The sequence below is a fragment of the Peribacillus sp. NJ4 genome (assembly GCF_030348345.1).
GTDB lineage: Bacteria > Bacillota > Bacilli > Bacillales > DSM-1321 > Peribacillus.
Genome location: NZ_JAUCFQ010000001.1, coordinates 1,440,191 through 1,464,471, shown reverse-complemented (window position 1 = coordinate 1,464,471; position 24,281 = coordinate 1,440,191). Strand labels below are relative to the sequence as shown.

Here is a 24,281-nt window from a genome sequence, read left to right as displayed (position 1 = left end):
GCAATTAAAAAGGAGAATGAACAATGATAGTAGGAGTTCCTAAAGAATTAAAAACTGCAGAGACTAGAGTGGGATTAAATCCAACATGGGTAAAAAAATTGACAGCTTTCGGTCATGAAGTACTAATACAAAGCATGGCCGGTGAAGCTAGTGGTTTTTGTGACGAGAAATATGTTTTGGCTGGAGCACAAATAGTAAACACGATTGACGAAGTTTATGAGAAGGCAGAATTTGTTGTTAAAGTGAAGGAACTTCAACCCTATGAATACGGCCTTCTTAGAGAAAATCAAATGATAATGGCATGGTTTCATTTGGCGGAAGATGTTAATCATGAAATGACTCAGGCATTACTAGATAAAAAAGCAATATCATTATCAATGGAATTAATCGTTTTACCTGATGGGACTAGACCTACGATTAAACCAATGAGTGAAATTGCAGGAACATTAGCAATGCTTGAAGCAGTCAAATATGCACAATATGGTTATGGCGGAAAAGGAATACTTCTCCGGAAACTGGCCGGTTTGCCCTCGAGCAAAGTATTCATACTTGGTGGTGGCAACGCTGGTCTCAATACTGCGCAAGTTGCTGTGGGTCTTGGATTGAATGTAACAATCATGGAAGCATCAATGAAACGCATTGATTATTTGAACGATCAGTTGCCACAGGTGGACATTTTGTGTTGGGATAAAGATATGATGTTCGAAGAACTTATTCAAAGTGATGTTTTAATTAATACAATTTATCCAATGCCAGGGGTAACCGAATCTCTCATAACACGAGAGATGGTCAGTAAGATGAAACCTAATTCTATTATTATTGATATTGCAGGAACGGGTATAATTGAAACCTCACGTTATACGACTTTAGAGGAACCAGTTTACTACGAACAAGAAGTCCTACATTACTGTGTCCCGAATATGCCGGCTCTATGCCCACAAACCTCGACAAACATGATGTTGATGACAACCGGCCCATATATTATGAACATTGCGAATAATGGTTTGAAAGAGGTTGTAGTAAATGATGCAATAGTAAGAAATTGTATCAGCACTTTGAACGGTGAAATTGTTCATCACGAAGTTGGGATCAATCATAACATGCCTTATACAGATATAAAAACGGAGTTACTATTGTCCAAATAATAAAGCGTCCTTAGAGTCATCTCATATTCTACGTTTCATATCTATTGATTAGAAATCAGTATACAAGTTATTGAACAAGTCGCTACTAAAGAAATTCCAGGAGTCAGGAAAGATGCCAGCGAGAAAATTTTTGCAGGAATTATATAAGATATAATATACATTCCAATGAATTATCTTTGTCATTCGGCAGACGGCATTCTTTACGGGGAATGGGGAGCTAAGTTCTACACAACAAATTCATGGATAATTCAAAGCAGGCTCCCTGGCATCTTTCTAACTTTTTTATGATTACTAGAAAACCACGTATTAAAAAAGCTATGGAAGTAATAATATAGATCCCCTTCTTGTAAAAGGTTAAATCAGGTAAAAGAGGAGAGTATTTTACATGTCAAATTTAAGGAAAACAGATCGAACACTGACACTCATTCCAGTTGTGTTGTTTGGTTTTTCATTTATGGGGTTAACCACAGCTTTTACTACGTATGGTATTGCGGCTAATATTTCCCACGGTATGGTTCCGGGGGCAATGATAGTTGCTCTAGTGGTAATGATGTTTACTGCTTACAGTTATGGGAAAATGGCAATTGCGTTTCCATCTTCCGGTTCTGCTTATGTTTATACGCAAAAATCGATCAATCCCTCTGTTGGATTTCTTGTCGGATGGGTAATCTTAATGGATTATTTATTTATGCCAATGGTAAATTATTTAGTATTTGGTATATTTTTTTCAGCAGCCTTTCCTACAATTCCAAGTTACATCTGGATTGCAGGTATGCTGGTGCTCGTCACTTTTATTAATATTAAAGGATTGAAGTTTGCTACAAATGTAAACGCATTCATAACGATTTTCGCTTTACTTTTTATCCTTATCTTTATAGGTTTTTCTATTAAGGAAATTTTTATGAGCGAAGGCACGGCAACTCTTTTATCTCTTGAGCCATTCTATAATTCGAATGAACCCTTTTCTTATACAATAGCTGGAGCAGCATTATTATGCTTTTGTTTCCTTGGATTTGAATCAGTTACAGCGTTTGCTGAAGAGACAGTGAACCCTAAGAAAACAATTCCCCGAGCTGTTATTTTAATTACTCTTGGTGGTGGTTTAATCTTTACAAGTGTTGCATATTTCTCATATCTTGTATGGCCAGAATATAACACATTTAATAATCCTGATTCGGCTGCCTACGAAATTATTAAACTTGTTGGTGGAAAGGCGATGTACTCAATATATCTTGCGCTTTACGCATTAGCTGTATTGGGTAGTGCCATGTCGTCCCAGGCAAGTGCATCACGAGTCCTCTATACGATGGGGCGAGATGGACAGTTTCCTAAAAAGTTTTTTGGCACCCTGCATCCGAGATATGGAACACCCGTAAATAATATTCTGATCATTAGTTCTGTCTCTTTGCTTGCTTTATTTTTAAGTTTAGATCTTGTAGCATCATTTATTAATTTCGGGGCGTTTCTTGCGTATACTTGTGTTAATATTGCCGTAATTGCTCATTATTATATTAGAAATAGAGAACGTTCGGTAAAAGGAACTGTCTTATATTTATTTGTTCCTCTTATTGGAGCCGCTCTTGATATTTTACTACTTGTGAATCTTGATGTGCACTCAAAAGTACTTGGAGTAAGTTGGTTAATAATAGGCTTCATTTATTTACTTGTATTGACAAAAGGACTTAAAAAACAGCCACCACAATTGAAAATCGAAGAAAGTTATGATGTAGATTTAAAAAGCCACGATGCTTGAAAATAAGATAAAAATACAGCTTAGACACGACTATTGTCGGTATGAGACATACAGGTCATTACTGGATTAATCTATCGAATGGATATCTAACGAATAGATTGATGTAGTAAGTCAATCCTCACCTTAAAAAAGAAATAAAGAGAATCGAGATAGAACCCAGTCCAAAAGTGAAAAAGTGCAGCATCCCTCATCCCCACTCATGGGTGAACGAGATGCTGCACTTTTTTTGGCACTGGGAGTTAGCTTGAACGAGGTCTCTTCCCATCTGCTATAAGAAGGTTGATGGTATCTATGAGTTCAGGTAATTCCTCGATCGTTTTGATGGTAAAATCGGCCCCGTTTTGCATAAAGGTGTCTGCGGTTTTAGAGATGAGATTTTGTTTATCAAGTTCTGGTAAACTTGTATACTCATTCAAACTCAATCCCATCTCGGAGCTTCCGACAATGACTCCGACCGTCCATACCCCAGCATTCACTCCTTCTTTCATATCGGAAATGGTATCCCCTACCTTCACTACCTTCCTTGATGCCGTTAACTTCAATTCTTCCATATTCCGATATATCATGTAAGGATAAGGCCTTCCAATTGAATGGGTTGCATCCGGGGTTACATGGAAATCCGGCCGGTACCCTTTTTTCAAAGCATTTGCTACGACAACCTCCATCATTGTATCCGTATATCCCGTTGTCGACCCAATCTTCAGGCCGCGATTTCTTAATGCTTCCACCGTCTCGATAACCCCCGGAATGGGATCTGTATAATCCGCCAATGACTTCATCAGTGCCGGTTCGAATTCAGCATATAGTTTTTCAACGTCTTCCTCATTGAATGGCCTTCCGTATTGTTCTTCCCATAACGAAGATATCCTTGGCATGGTCAGCATCGCACGAATATGGTCGATTTTCAGCATGCCCATCGGAGCTCTTGCTTCTTCCATCGTCACGTCCAGTCCAGCATTCTTAAAAATATCCACAAAAACATTCACTGGCGCAAAACATCCAAAATCCACAGCTGTTCCAGCCCAATCCAAAATGATTCCCTCTACCTTATTCATACTGTCACCACTTTCATATATTTTTCTACGATTCTGCCAAGTTCCTCGATATCTTCTTCATGGATTTCGCCAATATTACCGATCCGGAATGTATCTATGTCAGTCAGCTTTCCAGGGTAAATTACGTAACCCCTCTCTTTGATAAAGTTGTAAAAGTCCTCAAAATCAAAGGTTTCACTAGGAAAAAGGAATGTTGTAATGATGGGCGATTGTTTATCAGGTGAGATATATGTACGAATGCCCAATTTACCCATCAGCTCCCTCAGCCTATCATTATTATTTTTATAGCGGGCGAATCTGGCTGGAATGCCCCCTTCTTCCGTCAATTCTTCTAACGCTTTAGCGAACGCGGCCACTACATGTGTCGGAGATGTGAAACGCCATTTCCCATCCTTGTCCATTTCTTTCCACTGATCATATAAATCCAGGGACAAACTGCGGGCATTGCCTTCACAAGCCAACAATTTATCAAGCTTTGCGATGACAAAACCAAAACCTGGGATACCTTGAATGCATTTATTTGCACTGCTGATCAAATAATCAATTCCGAGTTCAGGCACATTCATCTCAACTCCGCCAAAGCTGCTCATCGCATCAATGATCAAGGTTTTCCCTTGTTCCTTTGATATCTTCGAAACCATTTCTATCGGATTCAAAATCCCAGTAGTCGTTTCACAATGAACCATGGCAATATGTGTGATGTCCCTATCATCCAGTAACATGTTCCGAATTTCAGCTTCTTTTGGAAATTCATTATACTCAACGCCATATTCAACATGATTCAGTCCGATGCACTCTGCCATTTTCACAATCCGTTTTCCATATGCGCCATTCGTTATGATCAGCACTTTATCGGATTTTGAAAGTGCGGTCGTCAGCACAGATTCGACAACGAACGAGCCGCTTCCCTGCATAAGTACAGCCGTATATTCTCCGTTTGCAGCATATGCCAATTCAAGAAGCTGGGATCTGATTTTTTGTGTGATTTCTTTATAATCATTTTCCCACGTACAGCGGTCAACAAGCATTTCCTGTTTCACCGTACTTGTAGTGGTCAATGGTCCAGGCGTTAAAAGTTTATAGGTATTCATTTTCCTTCACTCCTCACTGTATTTATCATTGTGCTGATTTAAAGAACTCTTGATGCTGTTTTAATAATTCGACCGTTAGAGGCTGCTTGAATTTCATCGGGTGAGCCGGTTTGTTCTTTTCCGTTACCTTTTCACCTTCATAAAGTGCGACCGGGTAATGTTCCAACAGTTCTTCTCTAGCATCTTTACTGATCGTTTCTGCCATTTTCATCGCTAAACTTGTTTTAGCTTCATTATCTTTATTCACGACAGCGACGGATTCCGTGTATGAGAAATTCCCCTCAATCGGATCGACAAACTTAATCGGTAATCCCGACTCTTTAGCCATCACGGCTTGATAGCGTAAACCAAAACCGGCAGCCACTTCCCCTGCTTGCACTTTATTGATTGGACCTGAACCTGAGCTCTCAAGATGCGGACCGCTATTTGCTATTAAATCATGGAGAACCTTTTTCCCTTCTGCGTCACCGTATTGACTGATAATTGCTTGAACTAACAGCCACCCTGTTGAAGAGTCCAGGATATTAGGAATTGAAACGAACCCTTTATATTCCGGCTTTGTTAAGTCCTTAATCGAAATCGGCATCGGCAGGCCTTTTTGTTTGAGTACTTCCGTATTCACAAAAATGGAACCGGTATTGGCCAAAATCGGCGTATAATAGGCTGGATTTTGTTCCAATGCTTTTGTACTGAATGACAGGTCCTTGAACATGGAATGCTGATCCTGTGCACTTTCGATGAAATAGGAACTCATCGTCACGACATCAGCCTCGATTTCATCGCCTTCTGCCAGCAGTTTCCCTCCTAATTCAGATGTGCCTAACGATTGAAGGACATATTTCCCTTCGTAACCGGCATTTTTCAGGGAAGTCTCCATTGCTGCAGTGGCTTCTTCATCGCCATTCGTGTAAATGACCACCTTTTCTTCATCCGCTTTGCCACTGTTACGGCCCACCAATACAAATACCAAACTTAAAGCAACTAAAGAAAGTAAGGCGATCTTGATCGTTTTAAACATAATATCCCCCTCATTAATGTTTGAATTGTCTTTTTTGATAATGATCACAAAGCAACTTCACGATTAAATTTGTAAAAAAGATAAGTAAAGACAGGATGAATATTTCATTGAATTTGGCAAAATGCTGAAGCTCTTTAATTTTACTGGCCACTAATGTGGTTTGGGCCGTGACCAAAAAGATGATTCCGCTGATCGTCACCATACTATTGATGAAATAGTAGCTGAACATCTCGATCACCGTAGATGCCGAGTTTGGCAGAATGACACGATAGATTGTCCTGATCCAGCTATCCCCCAATAGATTCCCGGTGGTTTCCCAAGCAGGATTCATTTTGGATAAAGAGTTTTTCGCCATTAAATAGGGTGTCGTAAAGAAGTGGACCATGTTACAAAGAATGATGATGGCAAAGGTCCCCTTCCAGCTGCTGCCGTTGAACAGCAGTAAATACGATAAACCCAACACCATTCCTGGTACTGTATTCGTCAGCATTGAAATGACATCCATTGACGATTTCCCCTTAAGGGGCGTTCGGACATTCAAAACTGCCGAGCTAAAGGCGATGAACGTTCCCAGTACGGCCGTCATCAAGGCAACGAATAAGGAGTTTTTATAGACTGCCGTTAAATCGCTCGATTGGAATGTGTCGATAAAGTGCTTTAAGGTGAACGAGAGATCGTAAGGGAAACTAGTTAAAAATGGTGCAATGAACATGACCGCAAATAAAGAAAACATCCCTATTAAGACCAGCAGCGAGATACCCCCAAAACATATATCCCTTCCTTTGTGCTGCGTCATTTCGATATCGCTGAACTTGTCGTAATGAAAATTAAGTTTCTCCAGATAGTTTAATAGGAAAACGCTGAATACTACCGGAATGAGCATGAGAATGGCAATCACTGCACCATTATTGAAATCAGGGATTGAACCTAGCATGACTTGATACAGTTGCGTCGCAACAACGGAGTAGGTCCCGCCGACTGAAGCCGGTATCCCAAAATCGGTGAAGCTCAAGATGAAGGAAAGGACAAAGGCTCCTCCCAAAGTTCCCGACAATGGCCGTATGATCGTATTCATGAAACTTCTTATCGTTCCGTCACCCATTAATTTCGAAACGATCATGAACTTTTTATCCATGTACTTGAAGGAATTATTAATGAGCAGAAAAGCTGATGGCAATGTATAAATCACATAACCTATCAATAATCCATTAAAGCCGTATATATCGAATAGATTCCTTCCAAAGATCTTCGTTATGATTCCTTGATTGCCGAAAGAGTAGATGATCGCAAACCCGAATGTGATCGTCGGAAGCAGCATCGGAATAAGGATCCCTGTTTTAATTACACTTTTTAATGGCCTATATAATCGGGTGCAATGGATGGAATAGGCCAGGAAAAAGGCTAAAACGGTCGTAATGACGGCTGTGAGCCCTGAAATTTTCACGCTGTTTCCAAATGACTTCATCAGCTCTGCATTTGAAAGGACCGTTTGATAATTCGAGAGATTGATTCCATCTGCCGTTTCAAAAGAACGGACGAACAATATGCCAAGCGGCAAAAAAAGAAAAGCGGCAAATAGCAGTAAGATAGGTATATAAATGACTCTCATTGCAGGTTTTACATCAGGCATACTTTTCACCGAATAAGTTATAAATATTTTCTCTCTTGATCTCCAGTTGTTTTAGAATGAATTCCTTAACAAAATCATTGGCTGGCTGATTGATGATTTCTTGGGGTGATCCAAATTGAGAAATATTCCCTTGATTAATGATCAAAATTTTATCGGACATCGTCAAAGCCTCTTCAGGGTCATGTGTCACTATGATCGTCGTCAGCTTATATTCTCGGGCAATGGATTTGATGCGTTCCTTTATCGATTCCTTGATGACACCATCCAAAGCACTCAGTGGCTCATCTAGTAAAAGGATCTTCGGTTTCATTACAAGAGTCCTTGCGATCGATACCCTTTGTTTCTGACCACCTGATAATTCGCTGATCCTCTTTTTCAAATGCGGTGTTAGTTCCAGGAAATCGATGTATTCCTGAAGCTCTTCCTTGGAAACCGATCCCTTCCTGTTCCTCAATCCATAAACGATATTTTCATAGGCATTTAAATGAGGGAAAAGAGCGTAATCCTGGAAAACGATATTAAATCCCCGGTCTTTCATGGGCACGTTACTCAAATCGGTATCATTGAAAATGATTTTTCCATGATTGATACCCGTCAAGCCCAAAATAATATGTAATAAAGTAGTTTTGCCGCTTCCACTTGGTCCTAATAGTGAAACGATCTCCCCCGTTTTAATTTCAAGATTTATATTATCCAAAACTGATTTTCCATCGAATTGCTTGCTAATATTTTGTAATTTTAGCAAACCGTTCACCTCCTTCAATACACCCTCAGTATAAAAGCCATTTGTAAAACGAATTTGAGATATTTGTAAATACTCTGTAAATACTGAACACTTTATTACCAACTTCATACTAACTTTTGACCAATTGATGATATTTTTATTGTCTACTTGTTGAATATGTTCGCGGTAAACAGTACACTTAACATGAATATCAGGAAGATAGATATGAAGAATAGGCGGGTGAAACTTATGCTTCCTCTGGAAAGGCAAAAGAAGATCATCGAGTTATTAACGATTAGAAAAGTCATGAAGATTGCCGAGCTTACTGAAGAAATGCAAGTTTCCATCGAAACCATCAGAAGGGATATAAACCTTCTTACAAGGCAAGGAAAAATAGAAAAGATCTATGGCGGCGTTAAGCTGGTTCAATCGAAGTTTGGAGAATCGACGATAGATGAACGGATGTTCAGTCAATTAGAAGAAAAGGAATCCATCGCCCAAAAATGCAGTGAGTATATCAACGATGGTGATTGCATTTATATCGATAGTGGTTCGACAACCTATCAAATCGCTAAATATATAAAACAGAAAAAGAAACTGACCGTGATAACCAGTTCGATCCCTGTTGTAAATGAGCTCATTCATAGCGATATCGAGATATTGATCATAGGGGGGAAAGTGAGGAGAAATGAACAATCCATTGTTGCATTTGACTACTTATTCAACTTTAGTGAATTGAATATTTCGAAAGCATTCATTTGTGCGAGTGGCATAACCATTGAAAAAGGCATCTCCGACTATAATTTAGAAGAAGCGAACACACGAAAAAAAATCATTGAATTATCCCAAGAAGTCTATGTTGCCGCTGACAGCACCAAGTTCGGGAAAGACGTGACCATCGGGATTTCTTCACTGGATAAAATCGATTACATCATTACCGACGATCATTTACATAAAGATTTCATCTCTTCGTTTAAAGAGACCGACACACATTTGATTCTTTCTTAAAAGTCGAAAAAACGGGAACTATACAGTAGTATAGTTCCCGTTCAGTTTGTAGACAAAAGGAGTTCGGCGAATGTCAAATACAGTTGCAATGAAGGACGTTTAACAAGTCTAATTTGGGCGATCACCTTCGGGAAATCAATAACTGCCAGACTAAATGATGTTCAGGGACCAATTGGCCCAAAGGCACACCTTAACACAACGTTGATTTCCCCTCCAGGCACTCGCTTTCCGCGGACGGTCCGGAAGCCTCCTCGGCGCTTTTGCGCCTGCGGGGTCTCCCCTGGACGCGCTTTTCCCGCAGGAGTCTCGTACCTTACGTTCCAATCAACTGGAATACTTTTTTTAAAAAACTGCAGGTAAACTCGCTTTTCTTTGAGTTTGTCGACCCAATGGGATTGGTCTCATCCCGAATCCCTTTCATGATTACCGAGGGGATTTTTACTACATTTTCAAAACAAAACTTGGTTATCCTTTATGTATTTTTAATGTTTTATATGATGAAAACTCTCTGAATTAAAGAAATTTGCGACACTCCTGCCGAATACCTGGCTAGCCGAGACCCCACAGGCGCTTGCTTTGATGTGGCTTGGCAGACAGTCGGCGGAAAGGGAGCGGATTTCTAAAATCAACTGGAACGTTTTCTTGAGGGTTTGTACAATACAATCATTGATTTCTACTCCAGGTACTCGCTTTCCGCGGGCGGTCCGGGAAATCACCTAAGCAAATAACATATCCTATTTAAAGTTCCTTTCATGCATAATCAGCCATTATTCCTTTCTCCATAAGCCACCCCGCCCGCCTATACTGCTGCAGAAAGTCCACACATATGCTTACGTTTATATCAAGATGAATTTTTACTGGATCTCTGGATTTAAAGGAATGGTTGTGCTGGATTCTCGTTTAATGGTTCCGGACAAATAAAAAAATGCCCTTTCATACCGAGGGCATTTTCATAATCCAATTTATTAATTTACGAAAAGATATAACTTTCTATGATATTCCACAAATGCCTGCTGGTCCTTTTCCGTGTAGTCCATCCACTTCACTTTCTTGCATCTTTCCTCTAATCTCTCATTCAACTCATCTTCTATTTCATTCATGAAACGAATGATTTCCCCATAAGGCATATTGAAATGACGGGCTGCGAGCCTGGGCGGAGAATGCTTTACCAGCAATCTCATGAATTGATCGACCGTGTCCGCCTTCGAGGCAAGATAATCTTCCTCATTCACGATGAATTCATACACTTGTTTTTTCACGCCAGAAAGTCTGGTCACTTCGTCGCGCAATAAAAACTCCATTAATCTTTCGTTCATATGGTTCTACCTCGAATTTGTTTATATTTACATTCTTTTTAGATCATGTATGAAAAAGTTATACTGCCCTCAACACCTCATTATGACATCGTAACCCCAAGCCATCAAGCAATTCCTGTATCCACACACAAAACGTAACTGTTACGATTTATGATTCTATTTAAGTAAAATAACATGTATATGCCTCTTAGTCAACGTTCGAGCTGTGTGACATCCCTTTATGCATATTTAGAATCGTTTATTGGTAAAATATGAGTATGAACAAATGGAACAACACAATCTTATTAATTTTTATATATGTAAAGAGAATAATTTTGTTAAAATTTGATATAATAAATGTAATATTTAGTCAATTAGCATCTTTTTATAGAATTTGCTTTTGTAAAGGAGTAAAATGATGCTAATGACATCTTATTTTTTCCAATGTTTCCGAGGAGTTATAGGGTGGGTATAGCAAGTACATAGTGACAGCTGAAATGCTGTCCGACATATCGGTTGTTTTCATTTGTTCAAAATAACAATGAAAAGAATAAGGAGTGATTTTTTGAAACCTTCAACAAATCGCATGTTAACCCGTATTAAATCCGTTTATATGTTCATCAGTAATAACGGTACGGTTTCTACTCAAGAGCTTGTAGAAGAATTTGGCATCACTCCTCGAACTGTGCAGCGCGATTTAAATGTCTTAGCATACAATGACCTTGTTCAAAGCCCAAGCCGTGGCCTTTGGACGACAACAAGTAAAAAGGTGAAGATGTCATCGTAAAAAGAACGACCACCCGAACGAGATCGATATGTAAAATACTTTGAGGCGGACAATATTTGTCCGCCTCATTTTTTATGCCTATATTCATTCAGCAGGCTGGCCCGCCTTTAACTGTTCAAGCTCTTCCGTCGTTAGCTCACGGTACTCACCAAGCTCAAGCTCCTCATCAAGCTGTAAACTTCCCATGGAAAGACGCTTTAGGTAGACGACACGTTTGCCGACGGCCTCAAACATCCGCTTCACCTGATGGAACTTTCCTTCCATGATCGTCAGCTCGATATCCGATGTCAGACCTGATTTTAAAATATTCAATTCACCTGGTTTTGTTTCGTACCCATCATCCAAGGTCACGCCGTTGCGGAATGCCTCAATATCCTCTTCCGTCACTTCGCCATCAATGACCGCAAAATATGTTTTAGGGACATGTTTCTTCGGGGAAAGCAATTGGTGGGCAAGCTTTCCATCATTCGTGATAAGCAATAACCCTTCTGTGTCCTTATCCAGACGGCCTACAGGAAATGGCTCGAATACTGAATCCTCTGGCTCCAAGATGTCGATGACCGTTTCTTGGTGTTTGTCTTCCGTTGCCGACAATACGCCTGGCGGTTTATTCATCATTAAATATATGAACTCCCTATATTCAACCCGTTCATCATGGACGGTCACGATTTCCGTATCAGGGTCCACTTGCTCTTTCGGATCCTTCAGCACCCTTTCATTGACCTTCACGGCGCCGGATTTCAGGAGCTTTTTCACTTCTTTCCTGCTGCCATAACCAATATTGGATAAAATCTTATCAATTCTCATCGTTTCCTCCTAAAGCCTTTTCAGTAAAAAGCCTTGCCCACTTTAATGACAGGCAAGGCCAATATATTTTTAATCTGGGGATTTATTTTATCATACCCTTTTTTTTACAAATCAAACTTCTATCTTATAATCCCAATTTAGCTTTTAACCGATCGATCCGGGTACCGAACAAACGATGGGCAAGTTTGCTTTTCAAGGAAAGTGCCGCATAAATGAGCGCTCCAAAGATTGCACAAATGGCCACGATCAAAATCGCTTGAAAGCGCCCTTCCGTTGTAAGCCACAGCGATAATAAACTGTTCATGCCCCATGCAGCCAGTCCCATAATCATTGAAAAAACAGAGATCAAAACAGATCTTCTGATGGTAAGGCTGTAACGATATCCAGTAAAGTAAGTAATGACATACAAATTCAGCAGTACAGCAGCCAAGTAGCCGAATGCCGTGGCATAAACGGATCCTTCCGTTTCAAACAACTTGATCATCGGGATATTCAAGCTCAATTTGATTAAAAAGCCAACAAGCAGGCTGAGCACCGTATATTTCTGCTGATTGATGCCTTGTAAAACGGCCGCCGAAACGGAAAAAAGCGCAAACAAGATGGAAACGGGCGCATATGCCTTCAGGACGCTGATTCCAAGTGGATCATGGCTGTAAAAGGCACTATAGATTGGGTCGGCCAGTACCGACATGCCAACGACCGCAGGGATCGTAATGAACAACAAAATTTGAAAGGCTTGGTTAAGCTGGCGGTTTAACTCTTCCGAATCCTCGCTTACATAAGCCTTCGTCACCGAGGGCAGAAGCGCCATCGAAAACCCGGTTGCAAGGGTCATCGGAATCAAAACAAGCTTCTGGGCATATACATTCAACACCCCAAGTGCATCTTCTGCGACATGCTGCAGCCCGATGGCCGACATCGCCTTATTGAAAGACAGCAAGTCCGCCAACTGAAACATTGGCATCGCGATTCCGACGAATATAAAAGGAATCGACGAAAGAAATATTTCTTTATAGATTTCCTTCAGGGAAATGTCCATCGTCCCCCGGTCTTTCTTCATCAAGCTGTCCAAATGGGGTTTTTGTTTTTTCCAATACCAAAATAACACCACTAAACCGCCGACAGCTCCGACCGTCGCCGCGAATGTAGCCATTTGGATGGCCTTCACTAACTCTCCATCCAAGACATTTAAAACAACATACACCCCGGCCAGAAGGAACACGATGCGGACAATTTGTTCGACAACCTGCGAAATGGCTGTTGGTTCCATCGCTTCATGACCTTGAAAGAAGCCGCGGATGATACTCATGAACGGTACAAAAATCAAGGCGAAGCTGACTGCCCGTATGATCTCCGTGACATCACTGACATCTTCCTTCTTGACCCCGAAGACTCCAGTGAACATCGGTGCCATGGTATAAAGAACCAAAAAAGCGAGAAAACCGGTGACAACCATTAATTTCAGACTCGATTTAAATAACTTCTCACCGACGGCGTATTCCTCGAGCGCATTATACTTCGAAATGAATTTAGAAACAGCAAGCGGCATGCCTGCCGTTGCAAAGCTAATGAAAATGGTATATGGAACGTACCCATATTGATAGAGGGTAGCCCCTTTATTCCCAACCATATGTTCAAATGGGATGACGTAAAATAAACCAAGTACCTTGGAAATAATCGCTCCCAGCGTTAATATAAAAGCCCCTTTTAAAAACTTAGATGACATCTAATCCCTTCCTGCCTCTGTCAGTTACGTTTCACACGCTCTTTATCTTATCATATTAAAGTATTTTTTCTATAGAAAACTACAATCAAGTTTATCGTTTTCGAAGATAATACACAAACAAATAATCCCTTTTTTTCTACATTCGCAATCTGAAGGGCACTTGCTATATAATGAAGGGACTGAAAATGATAAAGTGGTGATCAATTTGAAATATGATGTAGTGGTAATTGGCGGCGGTCCTTCCGGATTGATGGCAGCAATAGCGGCCGGGGAAAAAGGGGCCCATGTATTGTTAGTGGATAAAGGCGAGAAGCTTGGCAGGAAACTTGCAATCTCGGGCGGCGGGCGCTGCAACGTGACGAACAGGCTCTCAATCGATGAAATCATTCAGCATATCCCTGGAAACGGGCGATTTCTATACAGTGCTTTCTCAGAGTTCAATAATGAAGACATTATTCAATTCTTTGAAAAATTGGGCGTGGCCCTCAAAGAAGAGGACCATGGCCGGATGTTCCCGGTCAACGATAAAGCGCAAAGTGTCGTGGATGCCCTGCTGACGCGTCTGTCGAATTTAAAAGTAACGATCTATAAGAACTCCCCAGTTGCGGAAGTTCTCTATGAACATGGAAAAACAAGCGGTGTCCGGTTAAAAGATGGACAGACCATTGACACGGATGCAGTCGTGATAGCAGTCGGTGGAAAATCAGTTCCTCACACCGGTTCAACCGGCGACGGCTACGCATGGGCTAAAAAGGCGGGGCATACGATTACCGAACTGTTCCCAACTGAAGTTCCCGTACTAAGCCATGAAACATTCATTAAAGATCGGACGCTTCAAGGTCTCGCACTTCGGGATGTTTCATTGAGTGTCCTTAACCCAAAGGGCAAGGCCCTGATTACCCACCAAATGGATATGCTCTTCACCCATTTTGGCGTCTCCGGTCCAGCTGTTCTGAGATGCAGCCAATTCGTCGTGAAAGCGATGAAAAAATGGAACCTATCGGAAGTGACAATGAAACTCGATGCCCTTCCGGACAGAAACAAGGAAGAGGTTTTTCAAGACATCATGAAGGAAATCAAAGCCGAACCGAAAAAAGCCATTAAGAACACCTTAAAAGGTTTAGTTCCTGAGCGATACCTTCACTTCCTGCTTGAGCGTAGCGGAATCGACCTTCAAGAGCAAGGAGCGACGATATCAAATGAAAAAATCCGCCGCTTTGCTGAACTATGCAAGGACTTCCAATTCGGAGTACACGGCACCCAGCCGCTGGAAAAAGCCTTCGTCACGGGCGGCGGCGTATCCGTCAAAGAAATTCACCCAAAAGAAATGGCATCCAAACTAATGGCTGGACTGTATTTCTGCGGTGAAATCCTGGATATACACGGATACACAGGCGGCTACAATATCACCTCGGCATTAGTAACCGGAAGACTCGCCGGAATGAATGCTGCCATATATGCCCGTTCATAATTCTAAAAGAGGCTGATCCATTTGGATCAGCCTCTTTTAGATATGATTTCGCATTTCCGGCGTAGGCGCACTTTTTTCGGCCACCACCTCTTTTATTCCAGCATTCCGTTAAAAAGTTCTGGATGATAGCGAAAAGCTTCGAGGTCAATGGTATTCCGTTTCGTGAATATGACGCCTTCACTCTCGAGCATCGCTTTCTGGTGTTCTGCGGCGCCGTCCGCTTTTATGCCGATTTCGCCTTTTGCATTGATTACCCGATGCCAGGGAAGGTCGTGTTTTTTGCTGCTTGAATGAAGGATCCTTACGACCTGCCTTGCACCGCGCGGACTTCCGGCGAGCTGTCCAATTTGACCATATGTCATCACTTTACCGGAAGGGATATGTTGAATGATTTTAATCACCCGTTCAGTAAAACTTTCCAAAATACCTCTCCCCTTTGTTCTATCCGTTAGCCAAAATCGTAATATTTTCATCGGTTACCAGGACCCCATGATGCTTGATCAAGTTTGCTTTTAGCTCGGAAGGCACTCTGCAGTCATCGTACGCACAAACAGAAATCAAGCCTCGTTCTTTGATCAATTTATCGATTCCTTCTTCATATTCACCTATTGCTACGCTGACTTGATCGTCATGGCCCCATTCAACATGTCCCCATGTCCGCACGAGTTGATTTCGTTTAGAGTATGTATCGATATTTTCCAAGAAATAATTAACCATCGTCGAAGGATGGAAGTCTCCATGAAAACAATAAAAATCAAAATTATTAATAAGATGCACTTTCTCCAATTGCTCCTCATTTAAATGAAGCTGCAATTTTTTATACACCAAAGGAAAGATACGGTCATTTTCGACGATCAGGATGTGGTCTCCCTGTTCAACACCCGCAATGATGAATGTTGCTTCATTTTCAATGTAGGCTTCCAATTCATTAAAACAGTATAAGATATGGCCCCCATCCGATTGCTGTATAGTTTCTATTAGTTGTCTCATATTGTTATCCAAAATGGATCTCCCCTTTAAATACACCAGTTCGCACTATGTATTATGTTTAACTTTACCCATTATCTCTGTGTTTGTAAAATTCATAGAGTAATTTAATTGGTTTTTCCTAATTTATACCTACTATCTTTTTTGATTGGGAAGTCGAACTGAGGCTGCTTCAAGTCCACTCATCAAAAGACCAAGGCAGCCCAATTCAGCAGACTCCGTTCTTAAATGCATTTTCCTTTTTGATGCACGTACCTAAATCACAGGATAATACGGCACATAGCGCGGGTTATAATAATAGGGCGGTCTTGGTCCTATGAGGGGCAATTCAAAGGTATTTGGGTTGGAATCATATAACAACTCCACTTTTTCATCGGATTGTTCGACCAATAGCAACTTCACTTCTTCACTATAATAATAGGGCATATAGAGGCCTCCAAAAACTTTTTTCTCCCCTTCAGCATATTCGAAACTGCACGGCAACGAGCCCGTACCCAAACATGTTCTTCATGCACGGCATTTACCTGATCGACATAAAGTAATCCGACTAAATTCTTTTTTAGGAGGGCTCCCCATGGCCAACATTGATTTTACTCGTGCCTTGGCAAACAGTCTTATCGATCAAGGCATACGGGTGAACGCCATTGCGCCCGGAAGGTTTTGGACACCCCTCATCCCGGCAAGTTTCTCGGCAGACTAAGTGACACAGGTCGATAACCCGATGGAGCGTCATGGTCAGCCATTCGAACTGGCTCCCACCTTTGTCTATCTCGCTTCCGATGATTCCCGTTTTGTGACAGGACAAACACTTCATGTCAACGGCGGGGAAGCTACATCATCCTAACTTTCCACACCGAATAATTCTCCCTTCCCTGAAACTCAAGAGGTTTTGGGAGTCCACTTTCTTGCATTCATGGAAAAAGACTACCTTGTTTTGCCCGCCTTGCAGCAATAGGTAGTCTAATGTTGATTATATGTACGGATAAAGGTAGGGCAAAGCCCCCTTTATTTTTTCTTATAGATGATCATCGCACTAAAACAGTAAATCTGTTCCTCTTCCTCTTCACCTGTAGTGGCGACATTGTACTTGATATCGACGATTTGATTATCACGGATGTCTTCCAAGAAAACGTTCATTTCATCCTCTAGATCCTTTTCATGCTCATAATCGAATAATTTAACTTGAATCATCGGCTTTCCCCTGCCCTTTTACTATAATGATAGTTATTGTGCAGGATGCCCATTTTTCATGAGGATTATACTCGGTTTTTTTGTAAAGCGGATAATAATGCAACCACTTCATCCCCGACTTCTTCTGTAGAGGCTACCCCGCCCATATCGGGTGTCAGCGACTTTTTATCGACCATCACCCGTTCGATCACGTCCAACACTTTTGCTCCCCAATCCTCATGCCCGAAGAAATCGAGAATCTGACTGGCGGACCATATGGCCGCAAGTGGATTGGCGATGCCTTGATGTGCAATATCCGGGGCTGAGCCATGAATCGGTTCGAACATTGAAGGATAAATCCGTTCCGGGTTTAAATTGGCTCCCGCTGCCAGACCCATCCCCCCTGCAATGGCTGCACCTAAATCCGTGATGATGTCACCAAACAAATTGGAAGTGACAACGATTTGAAATCGTTCGGGCTGTTTGACAAAAAACATGCTCGCCGCATCGACCAGATAGGAATTCGTTTCTACATCCGGATACTCCTGTCCGACTTCTTCAAAAACCTGATCCCAAAAGACCATTGAATAATTCAATGCGTTCGCCTTGCTTATACTCGTTAGCGTCCTTCCTGTCTTACGCGCCAGTTCATACGCATAACGGATGATTCTCTCCGTTCCTTTTCGTGAAAAGACCCCAGTCTGCAGTACGACTTCTTCTGGCTTGCCTTTAAAAAGCCAATCACCGGCACCGGAATATTCCCCTTCACTGTTTTCACGGATGACAACCATATCGATTTGGTCACGAGTCACGTCTTTTAATGGACAAGGTGCACCTTGAAGCAATTTTACTGGTCGAACATTCACATATTGGTCAAATTGCTTTCTGATTTTCAGCAGGAGTTCACGTAATGAAATATGATCCGGGACACCAGGATAACCCACCGCCCCAAGATACACGGCATCAAACTTCATCAGTTGTTCCAGTCCGTCGTCGGGCAGCATTTTGCCGTGCTCAAGATAATATTCACAGCCCCATGGAAAATATGTGAACTCGAAAGAAAAATCCCCGGCAATTCCAGCCACTTCTTTAAGGACCTTCACACCTTCATTAATCACCTCAGGACCTATACCGTCACCCGCAATGACCGCTATTTTATGGACATTCATTCTTCAACTCTCCTTTTTCTATATTTTCTGATTTCAACAACCTAATTTTAACATATAACGTATGCTTCCCAGGCCCTAATGGAACGCGTACAGGTGAACGGCAAAGTTTTATCGAAAATGTCCATAATGCAGAAAAAAAAGCCCTTTCATGATGAAAGGACCCTTTTTTTTCACGCCTTCAAAAATGCGCGTCTTTCCGCATATTCACGGCATTGTGAACAAACCGCGATCTTTTTTCTTTCTTCATTTAAATATGTCGTCACATTCTTGGATTTTCGCTTACAAAAGTAACAGGTTTTTTTGAAAAACTTCACTTAACGATGACTTCGCCGTCCCACTCAAGCATTCCGCCAACCATGTTTGCCACTTTATATCCTTGTTCCTGAAGATAATGGCATACATTTTCACTGCGGCGTCCAGAACGGCAGATAAAAATATATTCTTTTTCTTTATCAAAATAGTCAAGATTTTCCGGGATATCATTCATGCGAATATGCTTCGCGCCTTCGATCATTCCCTCTTGCACTTCTTCGTCTTCACGAACATCGACAAGTTCCATCGCTTCGCCTGCCTCAAGCTTGGCTTCCACTTCTTCAGTTGTAATGATTTTGATTTCTTCCATAATTAGCACCTCGAATTAAGTTTGATTTATCTTATTCATTATAACAAAATTTCCAGATAAACATCACGTAATGGATCCCCTGATGAAATTTCCCCCTCGATAATTTGAGTCCAACTAAAAACGCCAGCGAATATAATATTCGCCGGCGTTTTAAGGAATAAATTTGTATCAATGCTTGAATGCCAGTTGATATTGTTTAGGGATCTCCGTTTCTTTATTCAAAGCTTTAGACGCTTCAAGTGCCCAATAAGGGTTTCGCAGCATTCCTCTGCCGACGGCAACCAAATCCGCTTCTTCATTACCAATGATTGAATTTGCAAGAATCGGATCATCTAATCGGCCTACAGCAATCACCGGAATATCCAAAGCTTTTTTGATTTCCCTGGCCAACGGCGTTTGATAGCTGGCATGCGTACCAGGTCTTCCGTCTGCTCCAATCGGGCCTTCTCCTCCAGAGCTTACATGGAACATATCCACGCCTGCTTCTTTAAAGACTTTTGAAAATGCAATGCTTTCTTCAAGACCATATCCACCTTCAACGTATTCCTTTGCAGAAATGCGCATGATTAAAGGCATGTCGGCAGGCATTTCGCTTTTCACTGCTTTAATGACTTCCACTCCAAATTTGGTCAGGTCTTTTCCGTATTCGTCTTCACGTTTATTCGTAAGCGGTGATGTGAATTGGTGGATTAAATACCCGTGTGCACCATGTAATTCAATTACGTCAAATCCTGCTTGAACAGCCCTTCTGACGGAAGCACGGAATTTATCGACCATTTCCTTTACTTCTTCCGTTTCTAAAGCTCTTGGTGTTTTAAACGTTTCATCAAATGCTATGGCCGATGGTGCTACCGGAGTTTCGGCATCTTGCGCTTTACGTCCTGCATGGGCAATTTGTATCCCGATTTTTGCTCCGTATTGATGTACTTCCTTAACGATTTTGGAGAAAGCATCAATTTGATCGTCGGACCATAATCCAAGATCGCGATTCGAAATACGTCCATCAGGCTCTACATCGGTCATTTCCACTATAATTAATCCCGTGCCGCCAACTGCCCTGCTTACATAATGCTGCTGATGCCAGTTTGTCGGGATACCATCTTCCGCTTCGACGGAGTATTGGCACATCGGAGGCATGACGATCCTATTTTTAAGTTCAAGTTCATTTATGCGATAAGGTGAAAATAAATCTTTCATATTTTTATCTCCTTTTTTATATAATGCATGCACATGCATTTATATCATCTGGATAATACTGTGTCAACTAATCAGATTCCCCGTAACACCCGAAGCTGTCATTGTAAACGCTATCGTCTGTTGGTACACTTCAGTTAATATGTGTTATATTTAATGGAAGTAAGCAGAGGAAGGCGAATATAAATGTCCAGTGAACAGAACCTTATCAATACATGGCTATCGTTTACACGTGTTCATGCCGAGCTCTCCAATGAGCTTGATCGAATGCTGCAAGCAAGACACCAAACGACTTTAAACGAATTTTATGTTCTATTATTTTTATCGAAAACACCAGAAAAAAAACTGAGGCTCCTCGAATTGCAGCAATTGGTCGGATTAAGCCAAAGTGCGATGTCCAGGCTGTCTGTTAGAATGGAAAATAAAAGCTGCGGTGTCATCCAAAGGCTTGGATATGAAGACGACCGTCGCGGTGTGTGTGCGATCATAACGGACCGCGGTGAGGTAAGGCTTCAGGAAATCCTCGATACCGTTAATGAAACATTGGAAAAGTCCTTAAAAAACAGTGATATTGACACAGCACTGAAACTATTCGTGGATGCAAAAAGCGGTCTCCAGGAGAATGAATGAATCAGTGGCGATGTATGATGTGAAATTTTGTGCCCGATTCAATTTGAGGCCTTTTTTGCATGTCCATCCCCTCCAATGCGGATATCCAGTAAAAAAAGGAGAAAGACGGATAGGTCTGTCTCTCTCCTTCTTACATGATTAAAAGTCGAAATTATCAGGATCTGGACCTACACGGTGATTTTGATTCAATCCATCAATTTGGTTCATTTCTTCTTCCGTCAATTCAAAATCGAATACAGATGAGTTTTCTACAATGCGATGTTCTTTAGTGGATTTTGGAATCGTTACAATCCCATTTTGTAAATCCCAGCGTAAAATGACTTGTGCAACAGACTTGCCATGGTTGGTCGCAATTGCTTGTAATACTTCATTATCCAGCAGTTCACCTTGCATCAAAGGAGACCATGCTTCAAGTTGTATTCCTTGTTCCTTACAAAATGCCTGAACTTCTTTTTGAGTTAAACGCGGATGGCATTCTACTTGATTGACCATCGGCTTCACTTCTGCATCTTTCATTAAATCTTCAAGATGGTGAATCTGGAAATTGCTCACACCGATCGCTTTCACTTTTCCTTCTTTATAAAGAGTTTCCAACGCTCTCCAAGCTTCTTTATATTTCCCTTCCACTGGCCAATGGATAAGATATAAATCCAAGTACTCCAAGCCAAGTTTCTTTAAGCTTTTTTCGTAAGCCGCGATTGTTGATTCATATCCCAAATCAGCATTCCAGACTTTTGATGTTACGAATAATTCTTCCCTGGAGATTCCAGCTTCTTTCAATCCCTCACGGATCCCTTGTCCAACCCCTTCTTCATTTTCATAAATGGCAGCCGTATCGATACTGCGATAACCATGTTTAATGGCCACTTTAACTGCATTTACCAGCTCAGGTCCTTCTTCCACTTTAAATACGCCCAATCCGAACCAAGGCATTTTAACGCCGTTATGCAACGTTGTTGTATCTTGTAAATGTTTCACCATTATCACTCTACCTCCAAATTTTTTCTTCATTGTTTTTATAGATTGTAATGCGCTTAAGTATCAGTATCATTACATCCCTTCAAGGAACCTTCCACATTCGCTGAAGGGATGCAATGATACTAGGGTTTTGATACTCTATACGCTTTTCAAGAAATGGAACATGCTTTTTCTAACATGCATCACTTTTTCATTCCTATGCTATTTTGTCAGTTCCCTTGGTACGGTCTTTACTTTCCAAGGCCCGGCTCAAGCCTGTTAAAATCACTGCTGCAAACACCATGACTCCACCTATCCACGCTGTATGGATCAGTCCGATCGAATCGGTAATCACCCCTCCTAAGTAGGCACCAATGGCGATTCCCGCATTGAAGGCGGCAATATTGATGGCTGACGCCACGTCCACTGCACTCGGCACGAAACGCTCCGCTAACATGACGACATAGACTTGAAGCCCTGGAACATTCATGAATGCAAACAATCCCATTAAAATGATCGTAATTAAACCAGCTATCTTAAACGGTGCCGTGAAGGTCAAGACCACCAGTACAATGGCTTGTATAAGAAACATATAGAATAGGGCATTAATAGGATTGCGATTGGCCAATTTCCCGCCGAGAGTATTCCCTATCGCTATGGCTACTCCATATACTAGCAAAATCAAGGCCACAGTTCCTTCTTTAAACCCTGTTACTTCCTGAAGTAATGGCGACAGGTACGTGAAGACAACGAATGTACCTCCGTATCCTAACGCTGTAATGATGAATACTAACAGCAATCGGCCATTTGTCACCAATTTGATTTGGTCACGGAACGTGGTCCGTGCAGCTTTTCTTAAATCGGATGGGACAAGGATGCCATTCCCGATGAAAGCTATCAGGCCGATTGCCACAATGATGATGAAAGCGAATCTCCAGCCGAATTGCTGCCCGATGAAGGTTCCAAACGGAACTCCGGTCACCGTTGCCACCGTTAGACCTGTGAACATGATGGCGATGGCACTTGCCCTGCGGTTTTCAGGGACCAAATCAGCCGCAATCGTAGCGCCTATCGACATGAAGATACCATGTGCAAGCGCTGAAATGACACGTGCGATCAATAATACACTGATCGTGGTCGCAGAAGCCGCCAATGCATTTCCGGCAATGAACACGACCATGATCCAAAGCAATAAGGTCTTTCTCGACATATTCGATGTCAGGGATGTAAGGATAGGTGCCCCGAACATGACCCCCAAGGCGTATAGAGATACCGTCAACCCCGCCGTCGTGACTGTAATGTGTAAATCTTTAGAAATGAGCGGTAATAATCCCACGCTGATGAACTCGGTTGTTCCAATCGCAAAGGCGCTGATCGCTAAAGCGAGCAATGCCCATGTACTTCTATTTTTATTTGAAATCATATCCTCTTCTCCTTCTTGTTGTTTTGTACTATCATTGAAATTGCCTTAGCAACTTTTTTTATAAATGGTACAGTGGAATTCGGTGTACAAATGTTATTATGAGATATAATACAAATAAAAAACAGTACGTACTTTAAAGTAATATAGGTACCTTAAAGTTCCTATAAAATAAGGAGAGTATGCAAATCATGCAAAAAAAGAAGTACAATATATCCGTTGAAGCGACACTGGAAGTACTGGGCGGGAAGTGGAAATGCGTAATCCTCTGCCATCTGACCCACGGAAAAAAGCGGACTAGTGAATTGAAGCGCCTAATGCCAAACATCACCCAAAAAATGTTGACCCAACAATTGCGGGAGTTGGAACAGGACGGTGTCATCAATCGGATCGTTTATAACCAAGTCCCCCCAAAAGTGGAATATGAACTAAGTGAGTATGGACAAAGCCTCGAAAGCATCCTATCCGCACTATGTACGTGGGGGGAAAATCACATTACCAGAGTGTATGGTGATAAGTTTTCCGTTCTCGAGGAAAGTGTATTGAATGATCAATTGAAGTAATTCAACATAAAAAAACGGAGTCCACTAAGGGATTCCGTTTTTTTTGATGAACCATCAAT

Annotated in this window: 24 protein-coding genes and 1 pseudogene; 8 read left to right on the top strand and 17 right to left on the bottom strand. The window is 41.5% G+C overall.

Annotation, left to right across the window (positions count from 1 at the left end):
* Positions 1-23 precede the first annotated feature (23 nt).
* Positions 24-1,145, top strand: coding sequence for an alanine dehydrogenase (locus QUF94_RS07380; RefSeq protein WP_289315281.1), 1,122 nt, complete (start codon positions 24-26; stop codon positions 1,143-1,145).
* Positions 1,146-1,530: 385 nt separating this feature from the next.
* On the top strand, positions 1,531-2,898 hold the full coding sequence (locus QUF94_RS07375) for an APC family permease (protein ID WP_289315280.1): 1,368 nt from the start codon (positions 1,531-1,533) through the stop codon (positions 2,896-2,898).
* A 239-nt stretch (positions 2,899-3,137) separates the two neighbouring features.
* On the opposite strand, the gene phnX is transcribed toward QUF94_RS07375, so the two are convergent.
* Genes phnX through QUF94_RS07350 form a run of 5 tightly spaced genes read right to left on the bottom strand, consistent with a single transcriptional unit; the run spans position 3,138 to position 8,437 of the window.
* A complete protein-coding gene (gene phnX, locus QUF94_RS07370; protein WP_289315279.1) occupies positions 3,138-3,953 on the bottom strand; it encodes a phosphonoacetaldehyde hydrolase in 816 nt (271 codons plus the stop codon).
* Positions 3,950-5,044, bottom strand: coding sequence for a 2-aminoethylphosphonate--pyruvate transaminase (phnW, locus tag QUF94_RS07365; protein WP_289315278.1), 1,095 nt, complete (start codon positions 5,042-5,044; stop codon positions 3,950-3,952). The genes phnX and phnW overlap by 4 nt, the downstream gene beginning before the upstream one ends.
* A gap of 25 nt (positions 5,045-5,069) precedes the next feature.
* A complete protein-coding gene (locus tag QUF94_RS07360; protein WP_289315277.1) occupies positions 5,070-6,062 on the bottom strand; it encodes an extracellular solute-binding protein in 993 nt (330 codons plus the stop codon).
* A gap of 13 nt (positions 6,063-6,075) precedes the next feature.
* A complete protein-coding gene (locus QUF94_RS07355) occupies positions 6,076-7,692 on the bottom strand; it encodes an ABC transporter permease subunit (RefSeq protein WP_289315276.1) in 1,617 nt (538 codons plus the stop codon).
* On the bottom strand, positions 7,685-8,437 hold the full coding sequence (locus QUF94_RS07350) for an ABC transporter ATP-binding protein (RefSeq protein ID WP_289315275.1): 753 nt from the start codon (positions 8,435-8,437) through the stop codon (positions 7,685-7,687). The genes QUF94_RS07355 and QUF94_RS07350 overlap by 8 nt, the downstream gene beginning before the upstream one ends.
* Before the next feature lie 228 nt (positions 8,438-8,665).
* Between QUF94_RS07350 and QUF94_RS07345 the strand changes: the two genes are divergently transcribed.
* The gene (locus QUF94_RS07345) at positions 8,666-9,424 is read left to right on the top strand and encodes a DeoR/GlpR family DNA-binding transcription regulator (RefSeq protein WP_289318311.1); all 759 of its coding nucleotides are present in this window, start codon (positions 8,666-8,668) and stop codon (positions 9,422-9,424) included.
* Between the two features lie 965 nt (positions 9,425-10,389).
* Here QUF94_RS07345 and QUF94_RS07340 read toward each other — a convergent pair.
* On the bottom strand, positions 10,390-10,740 hold the full coding sequence (locus tag QUF94_RS07340) for a hypothetical protein (RefSeq protein ID WP_098372038.1): 351 nt from the start codon (positions 10,738-10,740) through the stop codon (positions 10,390-10,392).
* A gap of 544 nt (positions 10,741-11,284) precedes the next feature.
* On the opposite strand from QUF94_RS07340, the gene QUF94_RS07335 reads away from it, so the two are divergent.
* Entirely contained in the window at positions 11,285-11,506 is a 222-nt protein-coding gene (locus QUF94_RS07335) for a DeoR family transcriptional regulator (RefSeq protein WP_034309346.1), read from the top strand.
* An 84-nt stretch (positions 11,507-11,590) separates the two neighbouring features.
* Here QUF94_RS07335 and QUF94_RS07330 read toward each other — a convergent pair whose 3' ends face one another.
* Positions 11,591-12,313 carry a pseudouridine synthase gene (locus QUF94_RS07330; protein WP_289315274.1) on the bottom strand — a complete coding sequence of 241 codons (723 nt, stop codon included), beginning with the start codon at positions 12,311-12,313 and terminating at the stop codon, positions 11,591-11,593.
* A 124-nt stretch (positions 12,314-12,437) separates the two neighbouring features.
* A complete protein-coding gene (locus tag QUF94_RS07325) occupies positions 12,438-14,039 on the bottom strand; it encodes a putative polysaccharide biosynthesis protein (RefSeq protein ID WP_289315273.1) in 1,602 nt (533 codons plus the stop codon).
* Between the two features lie 205 nt (positions 14,040-14,244).
* Here QUF94_RS07325 and QUF94_RS07320 point away from each other — a divergent pair, with 205 nt between their 5' ends.
* Positions 14,245-15,510, top strand: coding sequence for a BaiN/RdsA family NAD(P)/FAD-dependent oxidoreductase (locus QUF94_RS07320; protein ID WP_289318310.1), 1,266 nt, complete (start codon positions 14,245-14,247; stop codon positions 15,508-15,510).
* A gap of 92 nt (positions 15,511-15,602) precedes the next feature.
* Here QUF94_RS07320 and QUF94_RS07315 read toward each other — a convergent pair whose 3' ends face one another.
* The 3 genes from QUF94_RS07315 to QUF94_RS07305 all read right to left on the bottom strand — a co-directional run bounded on the left by QUF94_RS07315 (position 15,603) and on the right by QUF94_RS07305 (position 16,923).
* Entirely contained in the window at positions 15,603-15,983 is a 381-nt protein-coding gene (locus QUF94_RS07315; RefSeq protein WP_289315272.1) for an MGMT family protein, read from the bottom strand.
* The gene (locus QUF94_RS07310) at positions 15,952-16,512 is read right to left on the bottom strand and encodes an MEDS domain-containing protein (RefSeq protein WP_289315271.1); all 561 of its coding nucleotides are present in this window, start codon (positions 16,510-16,512) and stop codon (positions 15,952-15,954) included. The genes QUF94_RS07315 and QUF94_RS07310 overlap by 32 nt, the downstream gene beginning before the upstream one ends.
* 240 nt (positions 16,513-16,752) lie before the next feature.
* Positions 16,753-16,923, bottom strand: coding sequence for a hypothetical protein (locus QUF94_RS07305; RefSeq protein ID WP_169803975.1), 171 nt, complete (start codon positions 16,921-16,923; stop codon positions 16,753-16,755).
* Positions 16,924-17,074: 151 nt separating this feature from the next.
* On the opposite strand from QUF94_RS07305, the pseudogene QUF94_RS07300 reads away from it, so the two are divergent.
* Positions 17,075-17,341: pseudogene (locus tag QUF94_RS07300) on the top strand (SDR family oxidoreductase); the annotation flags it as partial.
* Between the two features lie 161 nt (positions 17,342-17,502).
* Here the strand turns inward: QUF94_RS07300 and QUF94_RS07295 are convergent.
* From QUF94_RS07295 to QUF94_RS07280, 4 genes are all read right to left on the bottom strand, one after another.
* A complete protein-coding gene (locus tag QUF94_RS07295) occupies positions 17,503-17,688 on the bottom strand; it encodes a sporulation protein Cse60 (RefSeq protein ID WP_057913195.1) in 186 nt (61 codons plus the stop codon).
* Between the two features lie 65 nt (positions 17,689-17,753).
* The gene (locus tag QUF94_RS07290; protein ID WP_289315270.1) at positions 17,754-18,836 is read right to left on the bottom strand and encodes a tartrate dehydrogenase; all 1,083 of its coding nucleotides are present in this window, start codon (positions 18,834-18,836) and stop codon (positions 17,754-17,756) included.
* Between the two features lie 310 nt (positions 18,837-19,146).
* Entirely contained in the window at positions 19,147-19,458 is a 312-nt protein-coding gene (locus tag QUF94_RS07285) for a rhodanese-like domain-containing protein (RefSeq protein WP_148357489.1), read from the bottom strand.
* Between the two features lie 168 nt (positions 19,459-19,626).
* Positions 19,627-20,655 carry an NADH:flavin oxidoreductase/NADH oxidase gene (locus QUF94_RS07280; RefSeq protein ID WP_289315269.1) on the bottom strand — a complete coding sequence of 343 codons (1,029 nt, stop codon included), beginning with the start codon at positions 20,653-20,655 and terminating at the stop codon, positions 19,627-19,629.
* 183 nt (positions 20,656-20,838) lie between these two features.
* On the opposite strand from QUF94_RS07280, the gene QUF94_RS07275 reads away from it, so the two are divergent.
* Positions 20,839-21,282, top strand: a complete 444-nt coding sequence (locus QUF94_RS07275) for a MarR family winged helix-turn-helix transcriptional regulator (RefSeq protein WP_289315268.1) — start codon at positions 20,839-20,841, stop codon at positions 21,280-21,282.
* A 138-nt stretch (positions 21,283-21,420) separates the two neighbouring features.
* On the opposite strand, the gene QUF94_RS07270 is transcribed toward QUF94_RS07275, so the two are convergent.
* Both QUF94_RS07270 and QUF94_RS07265 read right to left on the bottom strand, forming a co-directional pair.
* Entirely contained in the window at positions 21,421-22,263 is an 843-nt protein-coding gene (locus tag QUF94_RS07270) for an aldo/keto reductase (RefSeq protein ID WP_289315267.1), read from the bottom strand.
* Positions 22,264-22,456: 193 nt separating this feature from the next.
* Positions 22,457-23,662 (bottom strand): MFS transporter, encoded by a 1,206-nt coding sequence (locus QUF94_RS07265; protein ID WP_230176687.1) that lies wholly within the window; start codon positions 23,660-23,662, stop codon positions 22,457-22,459.
* Positions 23,663-23,850: 188 nt separating this feature from the next.
* Here QUF94_RS07265 and QUF94_RS07260 point away from each other — a divergent pair, with 188 nt between their 5' ends.
* The gene (locus tag QUF94_RS07260; RefSeq protein WP_063232600.1) at positions 23,851-24,222 is read left to right on the top strand and encodes a winged helix-turn-helix transcriptional regulator; all 372 of its coding nucleotides are present in this window, start codon (positions 23,851-23,853) and stop codon (positions 24,220-24,222) included.
* The last annotated feature ends 59 nt before the right edge of the window (positions 24,223-24,281 follow it).